At 74.9% G+C, this 17,756-nt stretch carries 12 protein-coding genes; 3 read left to right on the top strand and 9 right to left on the bottom strand.

Going from position 1 to position 17,756, the window contains the following annotated elements; translation table 11 throughout:
* Positions 1–104: 104 nt before the first annotated feature.
* The 8 genes from ABD901_RS15825 to ABD901_RS15860 all read right to left on the bottom strand — a co-directional run bounded on the left by ABD901_RS15825 (position 105) and on the right by ABD901_RS15860 (position 13,518).
* Positions 105–3,938, bottom strand: coding sequence for an Eco57I restriction-modification methylase domain-containing protein (locus ABD901_RS15825; RefSeq protein ID WP_345127328.1), 3,834 nt, complete (start codon positions 3,936–3,938; stop codon positions 105–107).
* 195 nt (positions 3,939–4,133) lie between these two features.
* Positions 4,134–4,796 (bottom strand): protein DA1, encoded by a 663-nt coding sequence (locus ABD901_RS15830; RefSeq protein ID WP_345127331.1) that lies wholly within the window; start codon positions 4,794–4,796, stop codon positions 4,134–4,136.
* A 53-nt stretch (positions 4,797–4,849) separates the two neighbouring features.
* Positions 4,850–5,821, bottom strand: a complete 972-nt coding sequence (locus ABD901_RS15835; protein WP_345127334.1) for a hypothetical protein — start codon at positions 5,819–5,821, stop codon at positions 4,850–4,852.
* A gap of 5 nt (positions 5,822–5,826) precedes the next feature.
* Positions 5,827–7,362, bottom strand: a complete 1,536-nt coding sequence (locus ABD901_RS15840) for a protein phosphatase 2C domain-containing protein (RefSeq protein WP_345127336.1) — start codon at positions 7,360–7,362, stop codon at positions 5,827–5,829.
* Positions 7,362–8,072 carry a vWA domain-containing protein gene (locus ABD901_RS15845; protein WP_345127338.1) on the bottom strand — a complete coding sequence of 237 codons (711 nt, stop codon included), beginning with the start codon at positions 8,070–8,072 and terminating at the stop codon, positions 7,362–7,364. The genes ABD901_RS15840 and ABD901_RS15845 overlap by 1 nt, the downstream gene beginning before the upstream one ends.
* Before the next feature lie 18 nt (positions 8,073–8,090).
* On the bottom strand, positions 8,091–9,614 hold the full coding sequence (locus tag ABD901_RS15850; protein ID WP_345127341.1) for a DUF4407 domain-containing protein: 1,524 nt from the start codon (positions 9,612–9,614) through the stop codon (positions 8,091–8,093).
* Positions 9,611–11,038, bottom strand: a complete 1,428-nt coding sequence (locus ABD901_RS15855; protein WP_345127344.1) for a hypothetical protein — start codon at positions 11,036–11,038, stop codon at positions 9,611–9,613. Before ABD901_RS15855 ends, ABD901_RS15850 begins: the two co-directional genes overlap by 4 nt.
* A gap of 2 nt (positions 11,039–11,040) precedes the next feature.
* Entirely contained in the window at positions 11,041–13,518 is a 2,478-nt protein-coding gene (locus ABD901_RS15860) for a GTPase family protein (protein WP_345127346.1), read from the bottom strand.
* A gap of 140 nt (positions 13,519–13,658) precedes the next feature.
* On the opposite strand from ABD901_RS15860, the gene ABD901_RS15865 reads away from it, so the two are divergent.
* Positions 13,659–14,945: a diacylglycerol/lipid kinase family protein gene (locus ABD901_RS15865; protein WP_345127351.1), complete on the top strand. Its 1,287-nt coding sequence runs from the start codon at positions 13,659–13,661 to the stop codon at positions 14,943–14,945.
* Positions 14,942–15,700 (top strand): metallophosphoesterase family protein, encoded by a 759-nt coding sequence (locus tag ABD901_RS15870; protein ID WP_345127355.1) that lies wholly within the window; start codon positions 14,942–14,944, stop codon positions 15,698–15,700. The genes ABD901_RS15865 and ABD901_RS15870 overlap by 4 nt, the downstream gene beginning before the upstream one ends.
* A gap of 15 nt (positions 15,701–15,715) precedes the next feature.
* Here ABD901_RS15870 and ABD901_RS15875 read toward each other — a convergent pair whose 3' ends face one another.
* Positions 15,716–17,080, bottom strand: coding sequence for an NAD(P)/FAD-dependent oxidoreductase (locus ABD901_RS15875; RefSeq protein WP_345127359.1), 1,365 nt, complete (start codon positions 17,078–17,080; stop codon positions 15,716–15,718).
* Positions 17,081–17,197: 117 nt separating this feature from the next.
* Here ABD901_RS15875 and ABD901_RS15880 point away from each other — a divergent pair, with 117 nt between their 5' ends.
* Positions 17,198–17,605 (top strand): GNAT family N-acetyltransferase, encoded by a 408-nt coding sequence (locus ABD901_RS15880; protein WP_345127832.1) that lies wholly within the window; start codon positions 17,198–17,200, stop codon positions 17,603–17,605.
* The last annotated feature ends 151 nt before the right edge of the window (positions 17,606–17,756 follow it).

Raw genomic sequence — 17,756 nt, forward strand, 5'->3', positions numbered from 1 at the left:
TCGGCCGTTCTGCCAGGCCGGGAGCGTCGAGATGCTCGTCGGACGGCCGCACGAACCTGAGCGCCACGGGCCGGTCCAGCCAGGTGTCGTGGCCGAACCACGCCTCAGAACATTGCCTCCTGCCGCCCGGCGCCGCCGCGGCGCGCGGTGCCGCGGCGCTTGTCGTGCAGGCCCGCCGCCGCCTCTTGCTCGTAGCGGCGGTGGTTGAGCTCCAGCAGCCGGTCGGTCATCTCGCGCCGTGCGGCCGGGCCGGCGGTGTAGCGGGTGTAGGGCCCGGTGGCGTGGAAGCCGTGGTCGAGGCCGTGGCGGGTCAGGTCGTCCCAGCCGTAGGCGGCGCACACGGCGGCGTCGATGTCGCGGTGCAGCGCGCGCAGCTCGGCGATGTCGGTGTCGTGGCAGCCGGGGTCGTTGACCAGGCCGTAGGTGGCGGTCAGGCCTGCGGCGCGGTCCAGCATGATCTCGCGGCGGCGCCGGTCCAGCCGCGCGCCGAGCTCGCGCAGCTCTCCGGTCGGCTCGGGGCGCGGCAGGGTCCCGAAGACGTCGGTCGGCGAGTAGTTGAGGTCGGCCTTCATCGTGGAGCTGCGCCCGACCGCCCACCAGTAGTGCGGGGCGCTGCTGAGCAGCGCGAGCATCGCCGGGTCGTCGGTGGCGAAGACGGCCAGCTTGTGCGCGAAGACTGTGCCGTTGCCCGTCTGCACCATCACGGGCATCACCGTCTTGCTGACCAGCGCGATGACGACGACCCGGTCGAGGGGTGCGATCGCGCGCAGCATCGAGGGCTGCTTCTCGGCGAACTGCCACCACCTGGTGCGGTACACGTTGCGCTGGTTCTTGTCGCGTTCGGGCTTCACGGTGCGGTACACCTGCTCGTAGCAGTCGCCGTACTCCCGCGCCCGCTCCTCGCTCCAGTCGTGGAAGTCGATGACCCAGCGGCTGGCGCTGCAGTCCGGCCGGGAGTTGAGGTCCTGGCCGTTGAGGTAGGGCGCGAGCACGTCGCGGTTGCGCTCGTCCTTGCGCAGCAGCGCCTCGGCGGCCTCGGGCGTCAGGGTGAAGCCCATGCCGAGCACCAGCGAGCCGATGTGGGACAGCCCGGCGTTGGCGGCGAGCCGGTGCGCGTTGCCCGCGGTCCGCGACGCCGGGTCCAGCGACGATGTGACGCCGGGCTCGACCGTGGTGGCCCGGCTCGTCCAGACGGCGCAGTACTCGAGCACGGCCGACCGCGACGGCCAAGGCCTGCTCTTCACGGCCCGCCGGATGGTGACGCCGCCGGCCGTCAGCTGGTCGAGGCCGACCTCCCGGGTGTCGCCCTGCGCGAGGGTGTTGGTGGCGACCAGGCCCGTCTGCCCGTGCTCGGCAAGCACGTCGTGTGCCCGCAGCACGAAGTAGGCGGCCAGATCGGCGTTGCCCCGGACCCCCCGGCCGAGCGTCTCCACGAGCAGCTCGCGGTAGGCGGTGCCCAGCGCACCGCTGATCTTCTTGCCGCCGAGAAACGGCGGGTTGCCGATCACCGCGTCGAACCCGCCGCCCTCGAACACCTCCGGAAACACCAGCGGCCAATGCAACGGCTCCCGGGGAAACGACCCGGGCACATGGTCGGTCGCCAACCACTCCTGCCGCTGGTCCAGCGCCCCCTCCACATAAGCGGCGGCCCGGCCGCCGGTCGCCAGCGCCGCACCCACCAGCACGTCCGCGAACACCCGCAACCGCTCGGCCCGCCCCGCCGCCTCGTCCAGCAGCTGCCGCTTACGGACCAGGTCACCCTCCCCCACCCCGGCGATCGCCCGCCGGGTCTCGGCGACCTCGTGCACCAGCGGCGCCACCCCCGCTGCCCAACCGAACAGGTCGGCTTCCAGGGACTCCACCGGCCCCAGATCCGTGATCCCCAGCAACGAGTCGCCGGCCACCAGGCGGTCGTCGAGGAACGTGAACGGCCGCTCGGGGTACATCGAGACGAGCCACAGCGACAGCTTCGCCATCTCCACGGCCATCGGGTTGATGTCGACGCCGTACAGGCAGTGCTCGATGACCTGCCGGTGCGCGTCGAGGACGAGCGGCTGCTCGACGCCCTCCGCCGACCACGCCTCCATGAGGTGCCCGGCCAGATAACGGGCGGCGGCGACCAGGAACGCCGCCGAACCCATCGCGATGTCGACCACCTTCAGCGCCAGGATCTCCTTGGAGGATCTGCGCCGCCACTGGGCCGTGTCGGCCGTCTGCAGCGGACCCGGCTCGTAGACGAGCGGCTCGAGGGCGCCCTCGACGACCTCCTCGGCCAGGAACCGCGGCGTGTAATGCGTTCCGGTGTTCCTGCGCAGCGCCGACTCGGTCACGTACAACGCGCCGGGCAGGATGACGGTGGGCAGGCCCCGCAGGTCGTCGCGGATCACGCCGAAGTACGGCAGCAGCCGCTCCGCGAGGGGGTGGTCGCCGCCGGTGACGGCGAGGAGCTTCCTGCGGGCCTCCGCGCGCTCGACCGCGCCGAGCGGTGTGAGGCGCTTGGCGAGCGCGGCCGGGGAGCCGATGCCGGAGTCCTTGTAGCGCTCGGCGAGCGCGGCGGCCAGCTCCGGCGGCGCGGACGGCAGGGCCTCGAGGACGCTGAGCGGCACCTCCTCCGCGCGCCCCTCGCGGCCGTCGAGCCCGACGACCACGCCGTCGGCGCGCAGGCCCTCGAAGGACAGCAGGCCCTCGTAGACGTACCCGATCTGCTCGACATCGAGGGCGCGGAAGCTCACGGTGCGCACCTCGCGGGCGCGGCCCCGCCCGATCTCGACCCGCTGGACGGCGCGCAGCATGTGCAGCACCGTGCGGTCGTCGACGGACTGCGGCAGCCACGGGAATGCGCCGGGGTCGAAGAGCGAGCCGGCGTGTGCGTGCATGGTGAGGCGGGGATGGGCGATGCCGTGGTACACCGCGTCGAACAGCGCCAGCATCCGGTGCCACGCCGCCGAGGTGTGCTCCAGGTCCTCCTCGCTGCCCTCGGCGACCCGGTCCTCGAGCCCGGCGCGCAGCCGCCCGGCGCCGTACTCGGTGGCGTAGAGCTCGTTGTCCGACGGCAGCAGCCGCCGCTCCTCGGCGAAGAGGAGGAAGACGAGGCGCATCATGACGGACACGGCGCCGCGGTACACCTCGTGCGCCGTCACCAGCTCCAGCCCGCGCCCGCCGAGCTCCCGCTCGCGCGCGTCGGCCCGCCCGAACGCCGCGACGAGCAGCTCCACGGCGCGGCGGACCTGCACGCCGAGCGCCTCGGTCAGCTCCTCCTGATTGTCGAGGCTGCGACGCAGCAGCGGCACCAGGCGCTCGGCGTCGGGCACGCCGAAGAACCGCCGCCGGCACAGCAGCGATACGAACGCGCGCACCACGTCGCGTTGGGCGGCCTCGGGCCACGCGACGGCGTCGAAGACCGCGGTGGCGGTCACCCCGCCGCGCGGCGCCCAGACCAGCGCCCACCAGCGGCCGTCGGTGACCAGGCCCAGCTCGACGCCGTGGTGGCGGCACAGGTGAGCGAGCCGGTCCGCGGGTGTGGCGCCCCAGGTGCTGCCGGGCACGCGCGCGGTGGGCCGTTGCCCGGGCGGGCAGACGACACCCAGCACCCGGACGCTGCCGGCCTCACTGAGCGCGAACGACGGGGCGAGGTCGGTGTCGTGCTCCGGGACGCGGACCGTGAGGTCGTCGAGGCCGTCGAGGTGCAGGGCGTCGCCCCAGCCGAGCAGTTCCCGCAGCACGTGACCGACCCAGCCCGCCTGCCCGGCGGCGATATCGTCCTGCCACGTGGCGTGCGCGGCACGCAGCCGCTCCCGGGCACCCTTGTCCAGGGGGTCCAGCGTCGGCCACGTCGCCCGGAGCACCGGCAGACTCAGGAACGGGCCCTCGACGTCGATGAGGGCGAGCCAGTCGCGGTGCTGCCGCAGTCCGTCGGGCGCCTCGGGCCGGGCACGCATTGCGAAACCTTCTTTCCGCACATGAGTGGACAAGACTTCATCACGGCCGCGGCCGCAGCGAGTTCCCCTAACGGGTCGTCTCGCCGGCGAAGTCGTCCGGCGGGGGCGCAGTATACATACGGGCCGGTTGATTTGTCTGTTGACACTGCACGACTCGGCCTTCTCCGGCGGGGTGAGCGTCCAGCTCGCCCGAGGCTAGGGCAGACGGCCGGTGAGCAGCACGCCGTCGAGGACGGTGTCGATGCCGTGCGCCCGGACCGCGGCGTAGACGGCGCGGAAGCCCGCGCCGTACACCGGGTCGGGGTTGGACGCGAACTGCTCCCGCAACGCCCGGGCGAGGGGGCTGCCGTGCTGCTTGAGCCACGCGTAGGCGAACAGCTCGCACACCCCCTCCTCCAGCACGTCGCCGACCGGCGCCCGGCCGCGCAGCGCGAGCCAGGCGTGGCCGACCTCGTGCGCGACGGCGCGGCCGAAGTACGTCGGCGGCATCCCCGACACCACGCTGATCTCGATCGTCCGGGCGCCCGCCGGGCCGCCGATCACCTGCTCGGTGACGCCGAGCAGGATGCCCGACTCCGGGCGCCCGGCGGTGGCCTCGGCCTCCTGCGGGCTCACCACCCGGACCAGGACGCGCTCGGGCAGTTCGAGACCGATCCCGGCGAGCTGCCGGCGCACCACCGGCAGCCGCCGCCGCGCGTCGAGCTGGGTCTCCACGGCCCCGTCGAGGCAGCGCGGGCAGCGCATCATGCCGGCGGCGAACGGCGCCCAGCCGCGCGGCGCCGGCTCGGGGTGGGTATTGGCGCAGAACATGCACTGCGCCGACACCGCGTGCGTCACGCAGGCCACGTCGCCCCGCATCGACATGCGGTACCCGCCCTGCGGCCACCCGCCGCAGACCCCGCACCGTGGCGCTACTGCGGGACCCATTTGCCGGTCGTCCCGTCGCGGCGCCAGCCCGGCGTGGAGGTGGTGTCGTCGCGGCGCGGCTGCGGCACCTGCGCGGCGAAGAGCGCCGGGTCGCGCCGGCCGGTCAGGCGGAAGTGGAGGTACCGGCCCCAGTCCGCGATGTCCGGCCGGCCGGCCGGGTCGGCGCCGAGGGCCCGGCGCAGCAGCCCTTGGCCCTCGGCGTCCAGCGCCGCGCCGGCCCGGGCCAGCTCGCGCGTCGTGGACAGCTGGGGGCCCTCGGTGCCGAGGCAGCGCAGCACGAACAGCCCGAACTTGTACCGGTCGGAGGCCGGCGTCAGCAGCGGCTCGGGTGCGTCCCAGTCCGGCGCGTCCAGCTGGGCGACGACCTGCGCCGAGCCGCGCTTGCGGACCGCGTCGCAGTCCACCAGCAGCACCGACGGCTGCCCGCCCAGGCAGTAGACCTCGTTGCGGGCGTTCAGGTCGCCGTAGACGAAGCCGTGGCCGTGCAGCAGGTACAGCGCCTCGGCGAGCCCCAGGCACACGGCCATCCGCTGTGCACGGTCGGGCACCGCCATCCCCATGCGCCGCACGTGTGCCGCCGGCGCCAGCAGATGTTGTACCTCCCGGGGCCGCGTGACCGTCCGGCCCGTGCCCGGCAGTTTCAGCGTCTGCATGAACGACGGCGGGATGTGGCGCATCAGGATGCCGCGCACCCGCTCGCCGTCCTCGACCACGCACAGCGGCCAGGCGGTGCATCCGTCCAGGCGCGCCTGCGCGGACCGCTCGAGGCTGTTGCGGAAGCGCACGAGCGGGCGCAGTCCCTGCCCAGGGCCCTGACCCGGCTCGTACTCCTTGTAGACCAGGCCCTCGGCCACGCCGGGCAGCCGTGCCTCCGGCGCGTGGTACACCTTCGCCTGGCCGCCCTTGCCGATGAGCGCGCCGATCCGGCCCAGCCGCCGGTACTCCACGACGTCCATGCCGGCTACTCCACCCACGCCGCGACCACGGTGCGGTCGTCGTCGTGGGTCTTGCGCAGGAAGTCGACCTGCGCCGCGAAGTCCAGCGGCGCCGGCGGGCGCCGCCACGCCTCGGCGAGGACCCTCCCGACCGGGCCGGTGCCGTCCATCATCGGGTCGCCGACCCCGTCGCTCATGAGCACGAGCGCCTCGCCCCGGCCCACGATGACGGGCCGGGCCGTCACCTCGGCCTTGACCGAGCGCAGCGGCAGCGCCCGGGTCACGGAGGTCGCCACGACGCCGTCGCTGTTCTTGACCGCCTGCAGCGGCTCCCAGCCGTCGGCGCGCAGCACCCAGGCCGACGAGTCGCCGACCGCGGCGACGTGCGCGACGAGGTCGTTGCCGCCGTCGGGCGGGCGCAGCTCCAGCACGCCGAACAGCGCGGTCGCCGCCATCTGCTCGACCACCTCGTCGTGCGTCGGCTCCGCGATCTGCAGCAGCCCCGCGGCGATGCGCCGGATCTCCTGGCTCAGCTGCAGCATGACCGCGGTCCAGTCCAGCTCCTCGGGCGGCTTCACGGCGAGGCTCGCCGCCACCAGCTTGGTGCCGAGCCGGCAGACCAGGGCCGCCGCCTGGTGCGAGAGCCGGCCGCTGGACACGCCGTCGGCCACGGCGAGGACGAGGTGCCGGCCGTCGTCGGTGCGGCGGAAGGCGTACTCGTCCTGGCGCACGGTGCCGGCGAAGCGGTGCGCCAAGCCGCGGACGCTGGCCGCCCGCAGCTGCACCCGGTCCTGGTCGAGGTCGTCGCGGATGTACACGCCGTCGAGCACCGTGTCGCGCCGGTCCCACTCCGACGGGTCGGGCCGCGGCTTCACCGCCGCGGCCGCACCGGGCTCCCCGATGCGGTACCGCGTGAAGGACCCCTCCCAGTCCGGCGCCGGCGGTGGCGGCGCGACGGTCCGCCGCGGGTGGGGACTGGGCGGTGGCAACGCCGCGTACTCCCGCACCGCGGCCAAGGCCGCGGGCGCAGGGTCCTGGGACTCGCGCGGGGTCAGCGCATGGCGACCCTCGAGGGGATACCGCAGCGCGTCCGACCACGGATGCCCCTCGTAGAGAGCGATCGGCTCGACCACGATCTGCGGATGCATCTTCGTGAGCCGGGCAAAGTCGCTGCGCCACTCGTCGGTGGGCACCGGCGGGCGCGGGGTGAGCACGAGCACCAGTGGATGGGCCACCGGCACGTCCGGTTCGCTGGAGCGCAGCCGGTCGCGGTCCGCCGTGATCCAGCTCGCGATCATGTGGAAGGCGATCGCGTAGGAGCGGGGCCCCCCGGCGGGGAGCGTGCGGTCGGCGGCGTCCTTCACGAGGACGTTCGACAGGCAGGAGCTCAGCGTCTCGCCGAAGTGCGCGATGCTGAGCCGGACCTGGTCGGCGAGGTCCGGGTCCGTGCGCAGGTCCTGCACGAAGGTCTGGCAGAACGCGTTGATCGACGTCGTCACGTCGGGCCTGTCGGGGTCGCCGAGGTCGACCAGCACGTAGACCGGCAGGGTCTTGCCGCCCATCAGACGAAGTCGTCCGGGTCATACTGCTTGATGCCGGCCGGCAGGCTCGACTTCGACGGCAGGATCGTGCCGGTGCCGCCGCCGGCGAGGCTGTGGCCCGACTGGATCATGCTGGAGATGAGGATCTCGGCCATGGCGGTGATCGCCTTCGCCGGGTCGGTGTTCTTCTCCATCATGTACAGCGCCATCTTCTTGTTGCCGTCCGACGGGTGGATCAGCGAGCCCATCACTCGCAGGTCGGCCTGGTCGACGCCGCACGGGATGAAGTTGGGGTACGCCTTGGCGGTGGTCAGGTCGGCGAACGCCTGCCGCCAGGCCGGCTCCGGGTCGGTCGGAGCGCCGTCGCTGATGAACCAGACCGCGGGGCGGTGCACGACGTACCCGTCGCCCTTGAGCTGGGCGATGTTGGCCTCCATCTCGTGGCGCAGCGTGGTGAACGCGGCCGAGTAGCTGGTGCCGCCGCGCACCGACAGGCCGGGCAGGGCCAGGCCCGGGTCGAGCAGGTCGCACAGCGGCAGCCGCACGCCGGCGTCGTCGGAGAAGTCGATGAGGCCGAAGCGCACCTTGTCCGACAGGATCGGCTGCTGCGCGAGGGCGTCGACGATCTCCGGCAGGATGTTGTTGGCCGCGGCGAGCTTGCTGCCCTGCATCGAGATCGACACGTCGACCACGACGTAGAACGGCAGGAGCTTCGCTCCGGAGTGATCCATGACTGATGCCTTCCTGGGTCAGGGCCCCGCGGCGGGTGCCGCCGGGGCGTGCGGGTGCGGCTGCCCGTTGACCGGCGCAGGCCCGGTGGGCTGCGCCGGCACGGGAGCGGTCGGGTGGGTTGCGGTGGCGTCGCCGGGCGCCGGCGCGGGCGCCGACGGCAGCGCCGGCGACGGGCCGTGGCCGCGGCTGTGCTGCTCGTACCAGCGGCGCAGCTCCTGATCGGTGCGCTGGACGGCGAGCTCGGCCCAGACCTGGATCGCCCGCCTGGCCAGGGCCTCCTGCTGCTCGGCCAGCGCCGCATTGGCCGCGCGCCCTCGCTCGACCTGCCGGGCGAGCCGGTCGGCCTCGAGGTCGCGCCTCGCGTCGGCCCGCAGCCCCTCGATCTCGTCCTGGCGCCGCTGCCGCTCCTGCTCGACGTCGACGGCGTGCCGCTCGCGGGACTCGACGAGCCGCTGCCGCTCCTGCTCGACGTCGACGGCGTGGCGCTCGCGGGACTCGAGCAGCTTGTCGTACAGCGAGCCGGTGCTGCGCGACATGAGCTTGGCCAGGACCGGCAGCAGCTCGATGCAGGCGAACAAGGCCATGAGCGCCAGGTGCGCGGTCCACATCATCGGGTGGCCGTCGGAGAGCGCCTCGAGGGCCTCGAGCCGCGCCAGGAGCCCCTCGCTGTCGTTCTCGGCGTTGTCCAGGGCCAGCTGGGCCGCGGCCCGCTCGGCCTTGCGCCGCTCCAGCTCCGGCGCCGCGGTCGCGAGCTCGTCCGTCGCGGCCTGCTTCGCCGCCTGCGCCGCGCCGCCGAGGCGGGCCGTCGCGGCGTCGGTGACCTGCTGCAGCTTCGTGTTGGCGCGGTCGAGGCGATCCTTGGCCGCGTCGCGCGCCGCCTTCGCTGACTCGTACGCGGGCCCCGGGCCCTGCGACCCGGTGCCGCAGGTGCCGTCCAGCTCGCACTGCGCGTTGTGCTCGGCGAGGTTGTAGGCGTCCTGGGCGTCCTTCGCGTCCTTCGCCGCCGCCTGCACGTCGGGGTCGCCGCTGACGTCGATCGGGGCGGCGCCGCCGGCGATCCGGTTGAGCTCGTCGACCCGCCGCTGCCGGTCCGCGATGTCGGCGAACTGGGCGTCGAGCTTCGCCTGGTTGTCGAGGCCCTTCTCGGCGTGCATGACCTTGAGCTGGGCGTTGATCTCGGGCTCGAAGATGCGCAGCACGAGCGGCACGGAGATGACGGTGCCGATGAGCAGGGCGAGGGCGAGGCGGGGCAGCGCGGCGGCGAGCCCGGCCCGCCGGCCCTGGACGCCGTTCATGCCGATGACGAGCATCCGGTCGAGGCTCAGGATGAGCAGGCCCCACAGGACGCCGGCGACGACGGCGGCGGGCAGCGGCAGGCGCACCGCGGTCGTCAGCGCGAACGTCGCCGACAGCCCGGCCATCCCCGCCGTGCCGAGGATGACGGCGCCCATCGCGCTGTAGCGGATCGCGTCGCGGCGCGACTCGCGCAGCACCCGCGTCTCGGCGCCGCCGATCCAGGCCAGCACCAGCGGCAGTCTCACGGGGCCACCCCCGGGTCGCCCGGCCCGGACAGCATCAGCCCGACGACGTCGATCGGGCCGGTGTCGTACAGGTCCAGGCCCGGCAGCCGGACCGGCGGATAGGGCAGCGGGTCGTCGGTCGCGGGCGCCTCGGCCGGGGCGGTGACGCCGGTGAGCGCCGCAGGAGGCGGGTCCGGCACCGGCGGGTAGAGCGCCAGGACCGAGCCGAGGTCCGGCAACTCCGGCAGGTGCAGGCGGTCGACGGGCACGCGCGGGAGCGGCACCGGCAGCGCCGAGAAGTCCGGCACCTCGTAGACCGCCACCGGCTCGCTGCGCCGCTCGTCGGTGCCCTGGTCGTTGCGCGCCACGACGGCGATGGGGCCGCTGCGGGCCGGGACGAGCCGGACCCGCCCGGCGCCGGGGCGCCCGTCGACGCTGACCGGTGCGGCGCCGGGCGCGGTGACCTCGACGGTGAACGCGTCCACGGCGGCCCACGCCAGGACGACCGCCTCCCCGGCCGGCACGAGCGTGCGGTCGAGGGCGACATCGGCCAGGCGGGGCGCGTCGATCGGCGCGCCGAGCTGCCGGCTGAGGTAGCGCAGCCAGTCCTCCGCCGCCGGCCGCTCGTTCGCCGGGCCGAGCAGTGCGGCGTCGAGCAGCGCCCGGCCGTCGGCGTCGAGCACGCCGTCGGCCGCCGCCGGGTCGGTGCACGTCGACGTCTGCTCGCCCGGCGGGATCAGGCAGCGCAGGACGAACAGCGCCAGCTTGTACCGGTCGGTGGAGCGGTTGAGCGGGGTGTGCCCGGGCGGCTTCCAGTCCGGGGCGTCCAGCTGCGGCTCCCCGGTCACCGAGCCTCGCCGGCGGGCCGAGTCGCAGTCGACGAACAGCACCGCCGGCTCGTCGTCGAGCCGGAACAGCTCGTTCCTGGCGTTGATGTCGCCGAAGACGACGTCGACAGCGGGGCCGTGCAGGAAGTCCAGCGCGGCGGCGAAGTCGCGGCAGATCGTCAGCCGCTGCTCCCACGTCGGCTCCGGCATGCCCAGCCGGGAGTGGCGCCGGTCGACGAACAGGTGCTGCACCTCGCGGGCGAGGGTCACCGACCGGCCGCTCATGGGCAGCCGGGCCGAGTGGAAGAACGAGTCCGGGATCCGCTGCACCACCAGGCCGAGCAGCGCGCCGCCGTCGAGGACGGCGCGCAGCGGCCAGGCTGCGATCGTGTCGAGCCGGGCCCGGTCAGCCGGTGCGAGCTGGTCACGCAGCGCGATCAGGCCGAGCACGTCGCCCGGGCGGGGCGCCTTGCCCGGGTGGTACTCCTTGAACACCAGCTGCCCGGTGGCGTCCGGCAGCCGCAGGCCCGGCGCTTCGTACACGACGGCCTGACCGCCCTTGCCCAGCTGCGGGCCGAGGGCGCCCAGGTCGGCGCGGGCGAGCGGTTGTGCGGTCACGGTCAGGCGCCCCCGCCCGGCGACAGGCGCAGCCCGCTGTGCAGCCCGCCGATCGCCTCGGCGAGCTCGCCCGTGGTGCGGGCCTGCTCGTGCAGCAGCGACAGGTCGGCGGCCAGGCGGGCGTTGCCGCCGTCGAACTGGTCCGGCCAGATCGAGCGCAGGTTGGGCCGGCACAGGTGCTCGTAGTCCTTCTCGCTGCGGTTGGTGCGGATCATGCTGTCGAAGAACCGGTCCGCGGCGGCGGCCAGCGTCCGGGTCATGACGCGGGCCTCGGCCCGCAGCGCCAGCTCCAGCTCGCCGATGCAGGCGTCGACGACGGCGCTGAGCTCGTCGTAGAGCCCCTCGGCGCCGCGGCGGATCCGCGGGTCGCCGGGCTCGGGCGCGGCGACGAGCGAGAACGACACGCGCCGGCGGTTGCCCTGCTCGTCGGTGACCCAGCGGGTGCCCCCCGCCTGCGGCACGCGCGGCGCCGGCGGCGGCGTCGCGGCGCCCGGGGCGGCCTGGGGCGGCCGGGGCTGCTGGGGCGGCGGGGCGGCCGCGAACGCCACCGGCGCCGACTCCCAGTGGATGAGGCGGATGATCGGCTGGGTCACCCGCAGCACGACGCTGCCGTAGTCCTCCTTGAGCTCGCACAGCCGGCCCAGCGCGCCGGCGATGATGTGCGCCCGGCGCGCCTCGGCGGTCGAGCGCAGCCCGTCCAGGGAGCGCGGCCCGGCCGGGACGAGCTCCTCGGTGAGCCGCTGGCGCAGCAGGTCGGCGACCTCGTCCCACAGCCGCTGCACCGCGTGGTCGAGGGACGGGTCGATCCGCCCGAAGATGTGCGTGATCTCGGTCTTGGCGCGGTAGTACTCGTCCTGCTTCGCCTCGAGGTCGCCGTGCACGTACTGGCCCTCGATGTCGGCGAGCCAGGCGGCCCGGTCGCCGTGGCCGAGGCCGCCCCGGACCCAGGCGCGCGCCTCGGCCACCGCCTCGGCGATCGCCGCGGTCAGCGCCGTGTCGGAGGCGCCGCTGTCCTGCTCGGCGTCGTAGCGGCGCACGAGGGCGTGCAGGTCGACGGCGAGGGCGTTGCGCAGCTTCTCGGCCAGCACGCTGAACTCGTCGTCCTGGTCGGGCAGCAGGTGGCCGAGGTCGCGGGCGTGCGCCTGGGCCAGCTCCGCGAAGTCGGCGACGTCGGCGGCGACCCCGGCGGCCAGGGTGAGCGCCTCGCGCACGACCGCGCGGTCCATCTCGGCCAGCCGGGTCGCGAGGTGGCGCAGCAGCGGGTGCAGCACCTCGCCGAGCACCTCCTCGCGCTCGGCCACGTCGGCGTTGAGCACCCGGATGTTGCGCTCCTGCGAGACCTCGCGGACGCTCGTGACGGTGTTGGCGAAGTACTCCCCCTCCGGGTCGTTGGCCCGGTCTCGGTTGACGACGACCACGTAGTAGTCGTCCAGCGGGACGCCGCCGCGCGCCGAGTCGGCGAGGTTGCGGGTGTAGGAGTCCTCGGCGAGGTAGGAGGCGCCCTTGCGGTCGCCGCGCTTGACCATGACGAGCAGGTCGATCTCCTGCTTGACCTGGCGCAGGAACTGCCGGTCGATGTCCAGCCCGGCCTCGCCCGCGCCCGGCAGGTCGATCAGCCCGAGGCGGGTCGCGGCGCCCTCGAGGAACGCCTGCTCGATCCGGACGCTGCGCACGGCGTGGTACGGCTGGACGTTCTCCGGGTCGCCGGCGTCCCGCCGCGGGTAGGCGACGTAGGGCCGCAGCGACGCGAAGTCCACGGTCGCGGTGCGCTCGGCGCCGGTCAGCAGCTGCTCGTAGCTGGCCAGCGAGCGGTGCGCGGCGTCGAGCTTGCGCAGGTAGTCGTCGGCCTTGGCCTCGCCGGCCTCGGCGCTGCCGGCCCGCGCGTAGCGCATGCTCCGAAACGCCGCCACGTCCCGCGGCACCGGCCCGGCGCCGGCGAGCTCGTGCAGCGGCGCCAGGTACTCGTCGCGGAACGACTCCCAGGTGTGCAGCAGCAGCGTGGCGCGGGGCGTGCCGTCGGTGTGGTAGATGCTGCTCGCCGACGCGGTCGTCGGGTTGAACCGGGTCGACGGCACGACGGTGTCCGGCAGGTTGGTGATCGTGCGCAGCAGCGTGCTCTTGCCGACCTTGGTGCCGCCGATGACGCCGATGTTGACGGTGTCGCGGCGCACCCTGGCCGCCGCCGCCTCGATCTGCCGCCCGGCGGCGCCGATGTTCGTGCGCAGCGCGGCCAGCCGGGGCCCGCCGTCGCCGTCCACGCCGCGCAGCAGCGCGTCGAACGCCGTGCGGAACTGCGCCGGCCGGGGCACGGCCGGGTTCTGCTCCACGGAGCGCTCGGCCGCCTCCAGCATCTCCACCAGCCGGTCGAGCCCGCCGACGAGCGCCTCCCAGCCGCCGGCCAGCCGGTCGACGAAGGACCGCTGGCTCATGCGCCCGGCGAGCGCCTCGTCGATGCGCGCGTGGATGTCCTTCTCGATCACGATGCGGCTCCTCCGGTCGTCGTCGCTCAGTCGGTACTGACGGACGGCTCCGCGTTTGCCCCGCTCACCCCGGCCGGGCGAGGGTCGTCCGCACGGCCGGGACGACGCTGGAGCCCTCGGGCGGAGGGCGGTGCGAAGCCATGCGACACAGCCGGCCGGCGGGTGGCAAGGCGGCGAGGTGGCTGGCCCGGGCGGCGCTCTGCGGCGCGGTCGCCGCGGTCGCGCTGTTCGTGTACGTGGCGCGGCTGCGCGGCATCCTGCTGATCGCCGCCGGGGCCGGCGGGGCCGCCGCGTTCCTCGCCGGGTCGTGGTGGGCGCTCACGCAGCGCGGCGCCCGGCGGGCGGCCGCGGTCGCGCTCGCCGTCGCGGCGCCGCTGCTCGTGCTCGTGCTGTTCGCGCGGGCGGAGCTGCTCGGGCCGGCGATCGCGTGCTGCGCCCTGGCGTTCGCGGCGGTGCTCGCCGGCCGGGCGGCGCTGCGGATGGCGGCGGGCCGCGGCAGGGAGCGCCCGGCCGAGGCGCCCCGGCACGCGGTCATGATCATGAACCCGCGCTCCGGCGGCGGCAAGGTCGGGCGGTTCGGCCTGGCCGAGCGGGCGCGGGAGCTCGGCGCCGACGTGGTCCTGCTCGACCGCGACGGTGGCGACGCGGTGGCGCTGGCGGGTCAGGCGGTCGACGGCGGCGCGGACCTGCTGGGGGTGGCGGCCGGCGACGGCACCGTCGGCGCCGTGGCCCAGGTGGCGATCGAGCGCGACGTGCCGCTGCTGGTGCTCGCCGCCGGAACGCGCAACCATTTCGCCATGGACCTGGGGCTTGACCGCGACGACCCGGCCCAGGGCCTCGACGCCCTCACCGACGGCACCGAGATCGACGTCGATGTCGGGCTCGCCGGCGATCGCGTGTTCGTGAACACGGCGGCGTTCGGGTCCTACGCCGGGGTGGTGCAGCGGCCGGGGTACCGCGACGCCAAGACGGCCACCGCGCTGGCGAGCCTGCCGGACCTGCTCGCCGGCGACGAGCGCGCGGTGCTGCAGCTGTCGGCCGGGGACCGTGGCGTCGCCGATCCGCAGGCGGTGCTGGTGAGCAACAACCCGTACGCGACGATGCCCGCCCCGCCCGGGACCCGGGCGCGCCTCGACGCGGGCGTGCTCGGCGTGCTGGCGGTCGCCGTCACCGGCGCTTCGGGTGCGGTACGCCTCCTGCGCGGCCCGCGCTCCGGCGAGCTCACCCGGCTCGCGGTCACCGAGGCCGTCGTCGACGCGGACCGGCCCAGCGTGCCGGTCGGGCTGGACGGCGAGGCGATCCGGCTGCCGACCCCGGTGCGGTGCAGCGTGCGGCCGGGCGCGCTGCGGGTGCGGGTACCGCGGAACCGGCCCAGGCCCACCGCGGACGGCGGGTGGCGGCGCCTCCTCGCGCTGGCGCGGCCGTGACCGCCCCGATCATTGCGCACCTGTCGGACCTGCACTTCGGCGCGCACGACCCGGCGGCCGTGCAGAGCCTGGCCGGCGACGTGATCGCGGCCCGGCCGGACCTGGTGATCGTCACCGGGGACCTGACGATGCGCGCGCGGGAGCGGCAGTTCGCGCAGGCCCGCGCGTTCCTGGACCGGCTGCCCGGGCCGCGGCTGGTGATACCCGGCAACCACGACCTCGCCGCCACGCCGGGCCGGCTGCTCGACCCGCACCGCCGCTACCGCGCGCACCTCGGCGCCGACCTGGAGCCCCGCCTGGAGGTGCCCGGCCTGCGGGCGCTCGGCCTGGCCTCGACGCCGCGCTGGCGCTGGAAGAACGGGCGGGTGTCGCGGGCGCAGCGCGACGGCGTCGCCGCGTACCTCGGCGCGGCCGGTACGGGCGCCGGGCGGGTGCTGGCGCTGCACCATCCGCCGTACGGCGGGCCGCCGGGGCGCCTGCTCGGCCTGCGGTCCCTGGCGAGCACGCTCGAAGCGGCCCGGGTCGACCTGGTCCTCGCCGGGCACACGCACCTGCCGGCCGACGCGGTGGTCGTGCTGCCCTCGGGCCGCCGGCTGCTGCAGGTCGTCGCCGGCAGCGCCACCAGCACCCGGCTGCGCGGCACCCCGCGCTCGTGGACCGCGATCACCGTCGGCCCCGGCGAGTTCCGCGTCGAGGTGCGGGTCGAGCGCGACGGCGCGTGGCACCGGGGGCGGGTCGCCACCCACCCCCGGTGAACGCGCGGGCGCGGCTCAGCCCACCGGTACCGTCGCCGGCTCCTGCGCGGCGGGCACCGGGGTGGCCGGCCGGCTGTTGCGCAGCACCCGGGCGAGCATCGCCGGGCTCAGCAGAGACTGCGGCGGGCGCATCAGGTTGGTGACCTCGAGGAACCGGCGCGCCACCGCTGCGTCGTGCCCGGTGGCCTCCTGCACCCGGGCGACGTAGCGGTTCAGCATCTCGGTGCGGCGCGTGCGGGGCCCCTCGACCGCCGGGTACGCCAGGTCGCCGCCCGCAGACATGTCCCACGGCACGTCGATGACGCGGGCGGCCCGCGCGTAGAAGCGCTTCGGCAGCCCGTCCAGCCCGCGCCGCACGGCCAGCCCGAGCTCGCGCGCCTCGGCGACGGCGACGGTCATGCCCTGCCCGTACGCCGGGTTGAAGCTGCACAGCGCGTCCCCGATCGACACGAACCGCTCCGGCAGCCGCCCGAGCCGCTCGTAGCGCCGCCGCACGCTGCCCGGCAGCCGCAGCCGCATCGGGTCGTTCAGCGGCTCGGATTCGCGCAGGAGCCGGTGCAGCCGCGGGTCGGGGAACTTCTCGGCGAACGCCTGGTACCCGTCGTGGTCGGTCGGCGGCGCCTGCCCCGCGCCGACGCCCAGCAGGGTGACCATCCACCGGTCCCCTTCGACGCCGAGCGCGATGCCGCCGTAGGGCCGGGCGGGCCCGCCCGGCGCGTTGAGGATCGCGGCGAAGTCCTCCCGCCCCGGCACGCGCCGGTAGTCGCGGGACACGTACACGGTGCCGGCGTCGATGCGCTCCTCGACGGGCCGCTCGAACCCCATCGCGGCGAGCCACGTCGTACCGCGGTTGCCGCGCCCGGTGGCGTCGACGACGAGGTCGGCGCGGACCTCGTGCTCCTCGCCGCCGACCGGCCGGACCTTCGCGCCGGTGACGCGGCCGCCTTCGTGGCACAGGCCCGTCGCCTCGTGCCCGTCGAGCACGGTGATCCCCGGCAGGGCCGCGACCCGCCGGCGCAGGCACGCCTCCAGCGCCGCCCGGCTGACGGTCAGCCCGCCGAGCCCCGAGGCGGCGCGCGGCGCGGGCCGGTCCCCGAACACCCAGACGACGTCGCGCTGGATGTCCAGCGGTATGGCTCCCTGCGCGGCGAGCTCGGCGACGAACCCGGGGAACATCTCCTCCAGCACGGCCCGCCCCCGGGCGAGCAGCCCATGCCCGTGCTCACCCTGCGGCACGCCGCGACGGTCGGCGGCGGCATCGGGCAGGGTGTCCCGGTCGAAGACGGTGACCCGGTCGAACGTATCGAGCAGCGCGCGGGCGGCGGCGAGCCCGGCGACACTGCCCCCCAGTACAACAGCGTGGCGTTGGTTATAGGACACGGTCAGCTCCGTAAATATTCTCGGATGTGGTGGTGCCCGCCAACCGTCGCGCATCCACGGATGGATCACGGTCGGTAATGAGACAGCCCCACTGTCCGGCTACAGTTACGTGCCGTGATGCGCATCCGCGAGTTCGAGTGGCCCGACTACGACGCCGTCGTCGCGCTGTGGACGGCCGCCGGCAGCGACGTCGTGCCCCGCGACGAGCTCGTGGCCAAGCTGACCCGCGACCCCGAGCTGTTCCTGGTCGCCGAGTCCTCCGCGGGCGTCGCCGGGGTCGTGCTCGGCACCTACGACGGCCGGCGCGGCTGGATCCTGCGCCTGGCGGTCGACCCCGCGCAACGCCGCCGGGGCATCGCGTCGGGCCTGGTGGACGAGCTGGAGCGCCGCCTGCGGGCCCTGGGCTGCCCGCGCATCAACCTGATGGTGCTGCCGGACAACGAGAGCGGGCTGCGCTTCTGGCAGTCGCTGGGCTATCTGCCGACCCCGGACGTCCTGCACACCAAGCCGATGCTTGCGCGCTGACGGGGGTTCGCTATCGTGCGCGGGTCGCGGCGAGACGCAAGTCTTAGGTCCGGCTTTGGTGACGATTAACAGATCTTGAGCGGAGATCGCGATCGGCGCCCGGTCGGGTACCGTCCGCGGGGCGTTCCGGGGCGGCATGTCTGCGGAAGTG

Source organism: Dactylosporangium darangshiense, assembly GCF_039537565.1.
Taxonomy (GTDB): Bacteria; Actinomycetota; Actinomycetes; order Mycobacteriales; family Micromonosporaceae; genus Dactylosporangium; species Dactylosporangium darangshiense.

What these genes read in the sequence shown, in the direction of transcription:
- ABD901_RS15825 (WP_345127328.1), bottom strand. Translation starts at nt 3,938, where the DNA reads ATGCGTGCCCGGCCCGAGGCGCCCGACGGACTGCGGCAGCACCGCGAC.
- ABD901_RS15830 (WP_345127331.1), bottom strand. Translation starts at nt 4,796, where the DNA reads ATGCGGGGCGACGTGGCCTGCGTGACGCACGCGGTGTCGGCGCAGTGC.
- ABD901_RS15835 (WP_345127334.1), bottom strand. Translation starts at nt 5,821, where the DNA reads ATGGACGTCGTGGAGTACCGGCGGCTGGGCCGGATCGGCGCGCTCATC.
- ABD901_RS15840 (WP_345127336.1), bottom strand. Translation starts at nt 7,362, where the DNA reads ATGGGCGGCAAGACCCTGCCGGTCTACGTGCTGGTCGACCTCGGCGAC.
- ABD901_RS15845 (WP_345127338.1), bottom strand. Translation starts at nt 8,072, where the DNA reads ATGGATCACTCCGGAGCGAAGCTCCTGCCGTTCTACGTCGTGGTCGAC.
- ABD901_RS15865 (WP_345127351.1), top strand. Translation starts at nt 13,659, where the DNA reads ATGCGACACAGCCGGCCGGCGGGTGGCAAGGCGGCGAGGTGGCTGGCC.
- ABD901_RS15880 (WP_345127832.1), top strand. Translation starts at nt 17,198, where the DNA reads ATGCGCATCCGCGAGTTCGAGTGGCCCGACTACGACGCCGTCGTCGCG.